The sequence below is a fragment of the Wenzhouxiangella sp. XN201 genome (assembly GCF_011008905.1).
Taxonomy (GTDB): Bacteria; Pseudomonadota; Gammaproteobacteria; order Xanthomonadales; family Wenzhouxiangellaceae; genus Wenzhouxiangella.
Window position 1 is genome coordinate 203,293 of the sequence record NZ_JAAIVI010000022.1, and the last position, 12,291, is coordinate 215,583.

The following is a 12,291-nucleotide window of genomic DNA, read 5'->3' on the forward strand; positions in this document are numbered from 1 at the left end:
AGCCTGCTCAACGGTTGACCAGCGACAGGTCGCCGCCCACGTGCGGCAGTGCCAGCAGCCGCGGATTCATGAGCCTGAACCACAACGGCGGTACGTAGGCAAGCACGAACATGCCCAGGTACCCGGTCGGCAGCTCGGGCAGGTTTTCGAAATGGCGTAGCGACTGGTAACGCCTGTTGGGATGGGCGTGATGATCGGAGTGACGTTCCAGATGAAAGAGCAGGAGATTGGAGAAGATGTGATTGCTGTTCCAGGAATAATGCGGCTGGCAGCGCTCGTACTCGCCATCGGGCTGTTTGCGGCGCAGCAACCCGTAATGCTCGACATAGTTGGCGCTGGTCAGCTGGAACCAGGCCACCAGGTTGTGGATGAACAGGAAGGCCAGCGTCCAGCCGCCCAGTACGGCCACCAGCACACCCTGCAACAGTAGCGTCATGGCCCAGGACTGAACGATGGTGTTGCGCGGACTCCAGGCCGGCAAGCCGCTTCGAGCCAAGCGCCGGCGCTCGATGCCCCAGGCACGGGCCAGCCCGCCGGGCATCTCACGCATTGCAAAGTGGTAGATCGATTCGTTCATGCGCGCGCTGGCGCAATCTTCCGGCGTTGCCACATGCTTGTGGTGGCCGAAATTGTGCTCAACGGTGAAATGACCGTACGCCGGCACGGCCAGCGCGATACGGCTCAGCCATTGCTCGACAGCGGTGCGCTTGTGCCCCATCTCGTGGGCCGTATTCACCGCCAGGCCCGAGGCCAGACCGGCCACCACCGCCAGGACCAGCCAGCCGAATGGGCTAAGCCCGGCAGTCGCAGCCCACCAGGCAGCCACCAGCAGTGAAACCAGGTGCAGGGGTACAGTCAGCCAGGTCAGGTAACGGTAATAACGGTCGTTTTCCAGTTCGGTGACGGTCTGCTCGGGTGGATTGCTCAGGTCCTCGCCAAAGAGCCAGTCAAGAAAGGGAACCAGGCCGTAGCTGAACATGATCGGTGCCGTCAGCCACCATTCGCTGCCGCCGAAGTGATGCAGCGCCACGGCAATGACCGGAGAAAGCGGGTATACCACCGACAGCAGCCAGAGCGCACGCTTGCGGTCAACATAGACCTGTCGCTGCCCTTGGTCATCGGTGAAGCGGAATGATCGGGTCAGCATAGCCATCTCCCCAGGCGCGCCGGACTGGTTCCATTCTAGCGCCCGGCCACGCCCGTGCAAGCCGGGCGCCTGAACCCTGAACTCTGAACCCTGAAACCTACATCGTGTAGCATTTCCCCGAACATCCATGGCAGAGCAGTATGCAGACACTTCCCAACTCTCCCTTCAAGGCCTACGACATTCGTGGTCGCGTACCCGACCAACTCGACGAGGACCGGGCCTTTCGCATCGGGCAGGCCTACGCGCAAGTGGTCGAACCGCGCGGGCCGGTCGCCATCGGCCGCGACATGCGACTTTCGAGTCAGGCCATGGCCGAAGCACTGGCACGGGGTCTCAACCGGGCCGGCGTCGATACTCGAGACATCGGATTGTGCGGGACGGAAGTGGTCTACCATGCCGCCTCGCTCGAGGGTATGGGCGGCGGCATCATGATTACAGCCAGCCACAATCCAGCCGACTACAACGGCATGAAGCTGGTGCGTGAAAGGGCTATTCCGATCAGTGCCGACACCGGTTTGAAGGAAATGGAAGCGATCCTGGCCAGCGAGCCGGCGCCGCAGGACACCGAACGGCCGGGCGAGCACCGCCGCATGGAAGTCTTCGAAAGTTACGTCGAGCGCGTACGCGCCTTCATCGACGCATCAGACCTCAAACCAATCAAGCTGGTGGTCAACGCCGGCAACGGCTGCGCCGGCCCGGCCTTCGACGCTATTGCCGAAGGCCTGCCGCTGGAAGTCACGCGACTGCACCATGCGCCGGACGGCCGCTTTCCCAACGGTGTCCCCAATCCCCTGCTGCGGGAAAACCGCAAGGAGACCGCCCAGGCCGTCATCGACAACAACGCCGATCTGGGGATCGCCTGGGACGGCGACTACGACCGCTGTTTCTTTTTCGATCATACCGGGCGATTCATCGAGGGCTACTACCTGGTCGGCCTGTTCGCCCGGCAGCTGCTGGAAAAATCACCCGGCGAAAAGATCATCCTCGATCCGCGCCTGACCTGGAATACCCTCGACGAGGTCGCTTCGGCCGGCGGCACGGCCCTGGTCAACAAGAGCGGGCACGCGTTCATCAAGGAACGCATGCGCACCGAGAACGCACTCTACGGCGGAGAGATGTCCGCGCATCACTATTTCCGCGATTTCGCCTACTGCGATTCGGGCATGATTCCGTGGCTTCTGCTGCTCGAACGGATCTCGGCCACCGGCCAGTCGCTGGCCGACCTGGTCGACGCGCGCATCGAGGCCTATCCCTGCAGCGGCGAGATCAATTTCACGGTCGATGACGCGGCAGCCGTGACCGAGCGCGTGCTCGATCACTTCGCCGGCGAGAATCCCCGCATCGACCGCACAGACGGTATATCGCTGGAATTCGAGCGCTGGCGATTCAACCTGCGCTCATCCAACACCGAGCCCGTCATTCGGCTCAATGTCGAAACGCGCGCCGATCGCGACCTGCTCGACGAACGGGTCCGCTTGCTCGAGTCGTTGATTGGCTGATCAGGTCGCCGGGGACGGCGATGCCTCCGCCACCTCGACCCGGTTGCGACCCTGCTCCTTGGCCCGGTAGAGTGCCTGATCGGCACGCCGCTGCAGGCTATCCCAGTCGTCAGCAATCGGATCGAAAGTGACCACCCCCGCGCTGGTCGAGACCACGATTTCCCGATCGCGATGAAAAATGGGATCTCGCGCAAGCAGCCGTCGCAGCCGCTCGGCCACCTGCCGGGCAAATGTCCCACTGGCCCCCGGAAGCAGGATCAGGAACTCTTCCCCGCCAATGCGGAAGGCGACATCTTCCTCCCGAATCACGCTGCGGATCCGGCCCGCTGCCTCTACCAGCACATGGTCCCCCGCGGCATGCCCGAATCGGTCGTTGACGTTCTTGAAGTTGTCGAGATCGAGAACGACCAGCGACAGATCGTCTTCACCGCGGCGGGCGCGCGCCATCTCACGCGCAGCGAATTCATCCAGTGAATAGCGATTGAGCAGGCCCGTGAGTGCATCGTGTCGCGCCAGATAGCGCAGGTAAACCTCCTTGCGCCGGAACAGCATGAGCGACAGCGAAACCGTCAAGGCCATGAAGAACAGCACCGAGGAAAAGAATACGGGGACAAGCACCGACTGCGAAGACGGATCGATCGGCAGCTCGTCGGCCATCGCCATGTAGAATGCCCGTGCCACCAGGGTGGCTGCGTTGAGCATCATGACCACGGCCACGGCCCGCCGATAGGGTTGCAGTGCCGAGTCCTCGGCGCGCCAGAGCAAGACCGCCGCGGCTGTCGATATGGCGACAAACACCACGGTCAGCAGGCCTACGCGCATCATCAGGCTCTGATTCATCAGCGGCAAATGCCAGGTTGACAACAGGATGACCACGACACTGCCGATAACCAACAGCGTCGATCGGGGCCGTTCCAGGTGATGTTGCACGCCGAGCAGCAGCATGCCGTAGCCCAGCGCGACACTGGCATTGATCAATGCCAGCAACAGATGGCGATCGAGCAGCGCGCTCTCTGTCAGCGACAGGTTGCCGAGCGCGTGCCCGAGGCAGAACATGAGCCCGGCAATCGCCCAGTCGGCGATGGCGCGCTCCCGATTGCCCGCCAGGTAGATCCCGGCCATGGTGATGGCCATGAACATCGCCGCCACGGCCGACACGACCGCCAGCGTGAAGGCATCCAGATTCGGCATTGACTCCCCTCCCCCCGGAACGTCAGACCATCATAGCACTCAACCGTCCGGGCGCATCAATTCGGCAATCGTGTCGACTGGCGCCGACCCATAGCTGAGAAACTCGTTATGAAAGGCCTTGAGGTCGAAATTCTCGCCGCGCTCGGCCTTCAGCTGTTCGCGCAGATCCATGATGGCCGCATAACCGGCGTAGTAAGACGTCAGCTGAACCTGGCTGAGCGTCAGGCGCCGCCACTTCTGGGTCGCCTCGGACGATTCCTGGAAGGCCTCCTCGCGCATCATGCGAATCGCTTCTTCGCGCTCCAGGCCCCGCACGTGGACCGCATAGTCGAGAATGGCGTTGTGCGTGACGCGCAACAGCCACTTGCCGTGCATCAGCCACAGTTCAGGTTCACGATCGCCCCAACCGGCTTCGAGCATCATGCGCTCGGCATAGACGGCCCAGCCCTCGACCATGGCACCGTTGCCGAACAGGCTCTTGACCAGGCTCGGAGAGCGATTGGCATGCAACAGCTGGGTGTAATGGCCGGGTATGGCCTCATGAATGTTGAGAATCTGCAGCATCCAGTCGTTGTACTCACGCAGATAACTGGCGGCCTGCTCCTCGCCGTAGGTTTCCAGCGGGGTAACGTTGTAGTAGGTCTCGGCATCGGGATTGAATGGGCCGGGCGCGCTGACCGATGCGATGGCGCCGGAGCCGCGCATGTACTCGGGCGTTTCACGCACCACCAGCGGTTTGCCCGGATCCTGATCGAGCAGATCCTTTTCGCGCACGAAATCGGCCAGCTCCGGGACCTGACGGCGAATCGTCTCGACGAAATCCTCGACCGCCACGTGTTCCTCGGACAGCCGATCGATCATCCGGCCAATACGCGCCAGTCGATCCTCCGGCATGGCCGTTGCCGGAAAGTACTTGGGCCACAAATCGGTAGTGTATTCATCCATCTCCCCGAGTAGCCGCTCCTTTTCTTCCAGTGCCCGCTCATAGAGTTCTTCGGCCGTGAAGTCGGCCTGGATGTCATAGGCGAATTTCTGCTCGTATAGATCCCTGCCCAGGCGGAATGAACGCGCATCGCCGGAGGCTTCCAGTTCGGCCAGGCGCTGCTCGAGCCAGCCGACCCAATCCTCGATGGCGGATTCCGCGCGCGGGAGCGCCTCACTCAGCGACGCCGTCAGCGCCGCGTCCAGGTCGGCTTCGGCAGCCGCCTCCCGGATGTCGGCAAGGACACTCAACGAACCCCGGTTCTGGCTAATCGCCAGCTCGGTATGCTCCAGGGTCGGCGTGCCGAGGTTGTTGCGCGCCGCGGCGTAGTACTCCGGCACTTTCTCCAGGCGGTCGCGAATCAGCGCCAGGCGCTCCGGCAATGGTGCGAAATCGGTATTGAGCAGGATACTGAGCGGCCCGGCGACATTGTAGCTGGAGGGTTGCCAGGTCCAGTCACGCAAGGTTTCCTGGTAGAAGCGCATCGAGTCAAATCGATTGACGAGCAGATCGTAGTCGGTGCGCCGACCGACGGGCAGCGCCTCGCGCTCGATCGAACCCAGCTGTTCGAGTGAATCCTCGATAAAAGCCAGGCGCTGGGCACGCGTCACCACATTGGGAATCGTTACCTGCCCGGCGTTCTCGTAGCGGCCCTCGTAAATCGCCCACTCCGGTGATTGGTCGAGCAGGGTCTCGATCAACTCATCGACCAGTACATCGAACTTCGCTACCGTTTCGGCATGCTCTGCCTCTTTTGCTTCGCCGGCGGGCTCTGCAGGTGGCGGCGTCGACGAAGCGCTTTCGGTCGGCTCTCGGGTGTCGTCAGCCGTTTCGGGGGCCGAATCTTCGGCAGGCGGGTTGCAGGCGGTCAGGGCAAGCAACAGCAGCAAGGCTATGATTTGTTTCATCGTACTGATTTCCGGTCGGTTCAATCGATTCATGCTACCCCAGCGAGGGGGCCAATGCAGCCGCCCGGCTCGGATCAGGCGCCCGAATGCTATAGTTCGGGCATGAGTCGGACTTCCCTGCAGCGCGAAGAATTGATCAATGCGCTTACGCACGGTCTGGGCGTAATTCTGAGTATCGGCGCCGGGGCTGTGCTGATCACCCTCGCCGGTATTCACGCGGGTGCCCGGGAAGTCATCAGCGCAGCAATCTTCGTCACCTCCCTGGTCCTGCTCTACTCCGCTTCGACCCTCTACCACGCGGCCCGGCACCCGGCCTGGAAGGCGCGACTGAAAACGCTTGATCACTGTGCCATTTTCCTGCTGATTGCCGGAACCTACACGCCGTTCACGCTGGCCGCACTGGGTGGCGGCTGGGGCTGGTCCCTATTCGGCGTGATCTGGGGACTGGCCGTGGTCGGCATTGTATTCAAGCTGTTCTTCACCGGCCGCTTCCGCGCCCTGTCCACGGCGACCTACATCGGCATGGGGTGGCTGGTCATTGTCGCGCTGGCCCCGCTGCTGCAAGTGCTGACCCCAACGGCCATGGTCGCCTTGGTGTTGGGTGGCGTGCTCTACACTGCCGGCACACTCTTCTATCACAACGAACGTGTTCCCTACGCTCACGCCATCTGGCACCTGTTCGTGCTCGCTGGCAGCGCAAGCCATTTCATAGCCGTCACGGCCCAGATGATCGGGCCTCGGGTCTGACCTGCCCGAGGGCGCGGGCAATTTGCGGCACATCGGCCGCAGGCAGCGCTTGACTGAAGAAAAATCCCTGGAAGCAGTCACAGTCCATACCGGTCAGAATGTCTAGCTGATCGAGCGTTTCCACTCCCTCGGCGACAACTTTCAGGCGCAGGCATCGCGCCATGCCGATGATGGCGGCGACCAATTCCCGGTCCGAATCGCTCGAGGCCAGATCACGGATGAAGGAGCGATCGATCTTGAGGGTGTCAAGATCGAATTCCTTGACATAGGAGAGCGAGGAGTAGCCGGTACCGAAATCATCCAGGGAAACGTGCACGCCGATGGCGCGCAGACGCCTGAGCACATCCTGCCCCGCCTGAACCTGTTCCATCAGCATCGATTCGGTAATTTCGAGGTTCAGCAACTCCGGTGAGAGCTTGGCATCCTTGAGTGCTCGCTCGACCGTTTCCACCATTCGTCCCGTCTGGAACTGGCGCGCGGACAGGTTGACGGCAACCGGCAAGCCTTCGAAACCCTCGTTTTCCCAGCTTGCGGCCTGCCGGCAGGCCTGCTCGAGGACCCACTGGCCCAGCGGCACGATCAGGCCGGATTCCTCGGTGGCCCGAATGAACTCGGTCGGGAAAAGCAGGCTTCCATCCGCCTGACGCCAGCGCACCAGGGCCTCTACGCCGCAAACCCGGTATTGCGGTCCGGCTGACACGACCGGCTGATAGTGCAGCACGAACTCCTCGGCATCGAGCGCATGTCGAAGTTGGGCATCGAGCGCCAGGCGGCGGCTGGCCGACTGCACCATGGAGGTCGAGAAAAACTGCCAGGTATTGCGCCCGCGCTGCTTGGCCCGATACATGGCGGCATTGGCGTATTGCAGCATTTCGGTGGCCGACGCCGCATCTTCCGGATACATACAGATCCCGATACTGGCGGTCACATAGACTTCGCTGCTATTGGCCAGCATGAATGGTTCGGCTACCGCAGCCAGGGTGCACTCGGCCAGTTCAGATGCACCGGCGGGTGAGTCAATGCCTGAAGCGTGAATGAGAAACTCATCGCCACCCAGACAGGCCAGGCCCGTACCCGCCGGCAGCACGCTTTGCAGACGTCGTGCCACCAGCACCAGCAGGTCGTCACCGGTCGGATGACCAAAACTGTCGTTGACGTTGCGGAAATGATCGAGGTCGATGTAGAGGACGGCGATGCGCTCGGCTTGCTCGGACTGTTCGGAAAGCACACGGCGCAGCGTGTCCTGCACCTTCAGGCGATTCGGCAGCCCGGTCAGTGCGTCATAGTAGGCCAGTTGTTCGAGGCGCCGCTGGGCTTGCTTGAGTTCGCCGATATCAGAAAAGATCCACGCGTACAGTTCCCGGCCGCCGCGGTCGGCACCGATGTCGGTCACCATCACCTGGTAGGGATATTCCCCGTTGTCGGGCCCCCGAATCCACAGCTCACCGCGCCAGTGGCCTTCACGGGACAGGGCCTTTTCGATGCGGCCGAACACGTTCCCATTGCCCCCCGGCGCATGGAGCGTGGCCAGGTCGAGCCCGCGCAGTCGGGATTCCGGCCGGTCCAGCATGCGCTCGAAGGCGGGATTGGCAGACACGATGCGCCGACGGTGGTCGCTGAGCACGACGCCATCATGGCTGCGCTCGAAGACCACGGCCGACTGGTGTAACTCGCGAATCAGACCGGCCTGGTCGCCCAGCGCCCGCCAACTCAGCCAGAACACCAGCACCGCGCTGGCCAGGACGAACAGCCAGCCCTTGTAGGTCTGAAAGGTGGTCAGCACGCCCGGGTCGGACGTAAACTGGCGCACGGCCGAGTCGCTCATGAAAATCCAAAGCACGCCGGCCGCGGCATAGATCGCGGCCACCCTGAACGCACGGCTGCCGGTCAGTTTCATGGCATGGTCTCCCTTCAGGCCCGGCGTGACGCTGGCGCAGCCAACGACCCGAAAAGGCCCGGGAACCAACTATACTACGAATGAATCAAACTACCGAGCGAGCCGGGTATAGCCTGGCATCTGAATGGAATTCGTCCAAGGGGACAGAACGGAGACCGAAAAAATGCTGCTGACTGAACGACTGAAGTCATTCGCCCTGTGCCTGACCCTGGCCAGCCTGCTCGCTGGCTGCGCCTCGACTCCGTCGAGCGACACCCTGATCAGTGAATCACGCTCGGCACTGGCCAGTTTTGTCGATCACGATCCCGGGCTCCAGCGCTGGATCGACGAGGCCTATGGCTACACGGTATTTCCCAATATCGGTAAAGGTGGTTTCTGGGTCGGCGGCGGCTTTGGCCGAGGCATCGTGTTCGAACAGGGCAAACCGGTCGGGCGTGCAACCGTCTCGCAGGCGACCATCGGAGCACAGATCGGGGCGCAGTCCTACAGCCAGGTGATCTTTTTCCGCGACGAGTCCGCCCTGCGCCGCTTCCAGCGGGAACGTTTCGAGTTCTCGGCCCAGGCAACGGCCGTGGCCGCCACCGAAGGCAAGGCCGCGACCACCAGCTATGAACGTGGTGTGGCGGTATTCAACCACGCGCGCGGCGGGCTGATGGCGGAAGCATCCGTGGGCGGACAGAAATTCCGTTACTGGTCGCTGTAGTCGGCCCGCCGGCCCGGCGAAGTCAGTCGGCCGACTCCAGGAACTGCAAGCGGGCCAACCGCGCATAGAGCGCATTGGCGGCGACCAGTTCCTCGTGGGTTCCCTCGGCCACCACACGCCCGCCATCGAGCACAAGAATGCGATCGGCGCGCCGTACCGTGGCCAGGCGATGTGCGATGACCAGGACTGTGCGATTGGCGCTGATGTCATTGAGCGCATCCTGAACCAGGCGCTCGCTTTCGGCATCCAGGCTGGCGGTGGCTTCATCAAGCAGTAACAGGGCGGGATCCTTGATCAGAGCCCGCGCGATGGCAATGCGCTGGCGCTGCCCACCCGACAGGTGCATGCCCCGCTCACCCAGGAATGTGGCGTACCCTTGCGGCCAGTGCGCAATGAATTCCTCGGCGTGGGCAGCACGGGCGGCAGAAACCACCGCTGCCTCTTCGGCGTCCGGCCGTCCGTAGGCAATATTCTCGCTAGCCGAGCCGGAAAACATGACAACGTCCTGGGGCACCAGCCCGAGCGAACGACGAAGTGCGGCCAGGTCGAGTTCACGCAGGTCGATTCCGCCAACCCTGATACATCCGGCATCGGGATCGTGGAAGCGCAGCAGCAACTGGAACAGCGTCGACTTCCCGGCCCCGGAGGGCCCCACGATGGCAACCGTTTCGCCCGGTTTCACGTCCAGCTCGAGCCCGTCCAGAACCGCCTGGTCCGGCCGCGCCGGATAAGCGAAACGCACATCTTCGAACCGCACGGACAACGGGCCGACTGGCAGCCCGCGCGGTTCGGGTGGGGAGACAATGACCGGCCTGGCCTCGAGCAGTTCGGCCAGGCGCTCCATGGCGCCGGCGGCACGCTGCAGCTGACTCCAGATCTCACTCAGGCTGGCCGTCGAACCGGCTGCGATGGCGGCATACAGCACGAACTGCCCGAGCTGGCCCGGAGTCATGGCACCAGCCAACACCGAACGCGCACCCAGCCAAAGTACGAAGGTGATCGCCGCGAAAGTCATCAGAATGACCAGCACGATCAGCAGCGCGCTGGCGCGAATGCGATCGCGGGCAGCAATGAAGGCCGACTCCACCGCCCGGTCGAAGCGGCTGCGCTCTCGGTCTTCCTGGGCGAAGGCCTGGACCGTCTGCACGGCATTGATCGATTCGTCACCGAGCGCGCTGAAATCGGCCACGCGGTCCTGGGTATTGCGCGACAGGCGGCGTACCCAGCGACCGAGCAGGATGACCGGCACGACGATCAGGCCGATCAGCAGGCCGATCACGCCGGCCAGTTTGGGTGCGGTCACGACCAGGGCCAGGGAGCTGGCCACCAGCATGAGCACATTGCGCACGCCGAAGGACACGGTTGAGCCAACCAGGGTCTCGACCAGGGTGGTGTCCGTGTTGAGCCTGGAGAGCACTTCACCGGTGCGCGTGGTGCTGAAGAATTCCGGGCTCATCGACAGCACGCGGGCGTAGACAGCCTTGCGGATGTCGGCAACCACGCGCTGGCCCAGCCAACTGACCCAGTAAAAGCGCAAGCCGCCGCCGACGGCCATCATCGCGGCAGCACCGAATAGCAGCCAGAACCAACGGTTGATGCGCTCCAGATCCTCGGCCATGAAGCCGCGATCAATAACCTGCCCCACCGCAGCCGGTATGGCCAGCGCACCCGCGGCCGAGACGAGCAGGAAGACCAGCGCCAGCAGGATCTGTGCGCGGTAACGGGCGACAAAGGGCCCGAGCGCACGCAGTGAGCCGAGTTCGCGTTTGCCTGATTGCTGCATGGTCAGGTCCTCGTTCATGCCGTTCCTCGGGAGAGTGCCCGCCCGCGCCGGTAATGTCGCCAGCCGGCCCAGGTGAACAGTAACAGGCCGGTCCAGATCAGGCCGAAGGTAGTGGCATGATCCGGCGTGAAGGGCTCATCGAACAGGAAGACCGCCAACACAAAGGTCATGCTCGGTGCCAGGTACTGCATGAGACCAATGGTACCGAGATTGAGACGCCGCACGGCCGCGGCGAACAGTACCAGCGGAACCAGGGTAATCAGCCCGGTGCCGGCCAGCAGTGTCGCTTCCGGGACATGGGCGGGGTCGAATGCCAGCATCCCCTGCCGGCTCAACCAGAACAGCCACAAAAGGGCGACGGGCGTCATCAGCAGGGTTTCCCAGAACAGACCGACCAGCGGACCGACATCGGTCTTCTTCCGGACCAGGCCATAGAGGGCAAAACTGAATGCCAGGATCAGGGCAATCCAGGGGAACTGACCCACGCGCAGGGTCATCCAGGCAGTCCCCGCGGCCGCCAGCAGCACGGCCAGAACCTGTAGCCGGCTCAAAGTTTCGCGAAAGACCAGCAGACCGAGCAGGACACTGACCAAGGGATTGATGAAGTAGCCCAGGCTCGTTGACAGCACACGATCCGAGTTGATGGCATACACGAAAGTCAGCCAGTTGGCCGCGATCAGAACCGAGCTGATGGCCAGGGCCAGCAGCACGCGCGGCCGGACTCGGATGTGGATAAAAAAACGCCGACGTTCGCGCACGGCCAGCACCGCGGCGAGCAACAGCATCGACCAGATCACGCGATGGGCAATGATCTCATCGGCCCGGACCGTACCAAGCAGCTTGAAGTAGAGTGGCGCCAGGCCCCAGATGCCGAAGGCGCCCAGCGCCGCAATCAGGCCCAACGTTCGTTCTCGGTCAGTACTCAAGACGAAAGTCTGGAAGGAGGAAGGAAACGTCAATTCTAGCCCGGGTGTGCATAAACCAGAACAAAAAAAGCCCGGCACGAGGGCCGGGCTTCCTGAACCTCCGGTCAATCAACCGGAAAACTATTCAGCGTTGTCGGCGGCCGGCGCATCCGGGCGATCCACCAGCTCCACGTAGGCCATGGGCGCGTTGTCGCCGTTGCGGAAACCGCACTTGAGAATGCGCAGATAACCGCCTGGGCGCTCCCGATAGCGCGGACCCAGCTCGGAAAAGAGCTTGCCCACCGCATCCTTGTCGCGCAGGCGATTGAAGGCCAGGCGCCGCGCGGAAACGCTGTCGTCCTTGGCCAGGGTGATCAGCGGCTCAGCCACGCGCCGCAATTCCTTGGCCTTGGGCAACGTGGTCTTGATCAGCTCATGTTCGATCAGGCTGGCAGTCATATTGCGGAACATCGCGCGACGGTGCGGCGAATTCCGGTTGAGCTTGCGACCTGCTTTGCGATGACGCATC

Annotated in this window: 10 protein-coding genes; 3 read left to right on the plus strand and 7 right to left on the minus strand. The window is 62.8% G+C overall.

The features are described 5' to 3' along the window. Positions 1–7 precede the first annotated feature (7 nt). Entirely contained in the window at positions 8–1,147 is a 1,140-nt protein-coding gene (locus G4Y73_RS13730) for an alkane 1-monooxygenase (protein ID WP_164232385.1), read from the minus strand. 140 nt (positions 1,148–1,287) lie between these two features. Between G4Y73_RS13730 and G4Y73_RS13735 the strand changes: the two genes are divergently transcribed. After that, entirely contained in the window at positions 1,288–2,646 is a 1,359-nt protein-coding gene (locus tag G4Y73_RS13735) for a phosphomannomutase (protein ID WP_164232386.1), read from the plus strand. Here G4Y73_RS13735 and G4Y73_RS13740 read toward each other — a convergent pair whose 3' ends face one another. After that, positions 2,647–3,837 carry a GGDEF domain-containing protein gene (locus G4Y73_RS13740; RefSeq protein WP_164232387.1) on the minus strand — a complete coding sequence of 397 codons (1,191 nt, stop codon included), beginning with the start codon at positions 3,835–3,837 and terminating at the stop codon, positions 2,647–2,649. Positions 3,838–3,876: 39 nt separating this feature from the next. Beyond that, complete coding sequence (locus G4Y73_RS13745; RefSeq protein WP_164232388.1) at positions 3,877–5,727, minus strand: DUF885 domain-containing protein; 1,851 nt, start codon at positions 5,725–5,727, stop codon at positions 3,877–3,879. Between the two features lie 102 nt (positions 5,728–5,829). On the opposite strand from G4Y73_RS13745, the gene G4Y73_RS13750 reads away from it, so the two are divergent. Further along, positions 5,830–6,474: a hemolysin III family protein gene (locus tag G4Y73_RS13750; RefSeq protein WP_164232389.1), complete on the plus strand. Its 645-nt coding sequence runs from the start codon at positions 5,830–5,832 to the stop codon at positions 6,472–6,474. Here G4Y73_RS13750 and G4Y73_RS13755 read toward each other — a convergent pair. Beyond that, complete coding sequence (locus G4Y73_RS13755) at positions 6,443–8,371, minus strand: EAL domain-containing protein (RefSeq protein ID WP_164232390.1); 1,929 nt, start codon at positions 8,369–8,371, stop codon at positions 6,443–6,445. The genes G4Y73_RS13750 and G4Y73_RS13755 overlap by 32 nt on opposite strands. Before the next feature lie 163 nt (positions 8,372–8,534). Between G4Y73_RS13755 and G4Y73_RS13760 the strand changes: the two genes are divergently transcribed. Continuing rightward, complete coding sequence (locus G4Y73_RS13760) at positions 8,535–9,074, plus strand: YSC84-related protein (protein WP_164232391.1); 540 nt, start codon at positions 8,535–8,537, stop codon at positions 9,072–9,074. A 22-nt stretch (positions 9,075–9,096) separates the two neighbouring features. On the opposite strand, the gene G4Y73_RS13765 is transcribed toward G4Y73_RS13760, so the two are convergent. From G4Y73_RS13765 to rplQ, 3 genes are all read right to left on the minus strand, one after another. Next, the gene (locus G4Y73_RS13765) at positions 9,097–10,875 is read right to left on the minus strand and encodes an ABC transporter transmembrane domain-containing protein (RefSeq protein WP_164232392.1); all 1,779 of its coding nucleotides are present in this window, start codon (positions 10,873–10,875) and stop codon (positions 9,097–9,099) included. Further along, positions 10,872–11,783, minus strand: coding sequence for an EamA family transporter RarD (gene rarD / locus G4Y73_RS13770; protein ID WP_164232393.1), 912 nt, complete (start codon positions 11,781–11,783; stop codon positions 10,872–10,874). The genes G4Y73_RS13765 and rarD overlap by 4 nt, the downstream gene beginning before the upstream one ends. Before the next feature lie 120 nt (positions 11,784–11,903). Then, the gene (gene rplQ / locus G4Y73_RS13775) at positions 11,904–12,290 is read right to left on the minus strand and encodes a 50S ribosomal protein L17 (protein WP_164232394.1); all 387 of its coding nucleotides are present in this window, start codon (positions 12,288–12,290) and stop codon (positions 11,904–11,906) included. Between the last annotated feature and the right edge of the window lies 1 nt (position 12,291).

What these genes read in the sequence shown, in the direction of transcription:
- G4Y73_RS13735 (WP_164232386.1), top strand. Translation starts at nt 1,288, where the DNA reads ATGCAGACACTTCCCAACTCTCCCTTCAAGGCCTACGACATTCGTGGT.
- G4Y73_RS13755 (WP_164232390.1), bottom strand. Translation starts at nt 8,371, where the DNA reads ATGAAACTGACCGGCAGCCGTGCGTTCAGGGTGGCCGCGATCTATGCC.
- G4Y73_RS13760 (WP_164232391.1), top strand. Translation starts at nt 8,535, where the DNA reads ATGCTGCTGACTGAACGACTGAAGTCATTCGCCCTGTGCCTGACCCTG.
- G4Y73_RS13730 (WP_164232385.1), bottom strand. Translation starts at nt 1,147, where the DNA reads ATGCTGACCCGATCATTCCGCTTCACCGATGACCAAGGGCAGCGACAG.
- G4Y73_RS13765 (WP_164232392.1), bottom strand. Translation starts at nt 10,875, where the DNA reads ATGAACGAGGACCTGACCATGCAGCAATCAGGCAAACGCGAACTCGGC.
- G4Y73_RS13750 (WP_164232389.1), top strand. Translation starts at nt 5,830, where the DNA reads ATGAGTCGGACTTCCCTGCAGCGCGAAGAATTGATCAATGCGCTTACG.
- G4Y73_RS13745 (WP_164232388.1), bottom strand. Translation starts at nt 5,727, where the DNA reads ATGAAACAAATCATAGCCTTGCTGCTGTTGCTTGCCCTGACCGCCTGC.
- rplQ (WP_164232394.1), bottom strand. Translation starts at nt 12,290, where the DNA reads ATGCGTCATCGCAAAGCAGGTCGCAAGCTCAACCGGAATTCGCCGCAC.
- G4Y73_RS13740 (WP_164232387.1), bottom strand. Translation starts at nt 3,837, where the DNA reads ATGCCGAATCTGGATGCCTTCACGCTGGCGGTCGTGTCGGCCGTGGCG.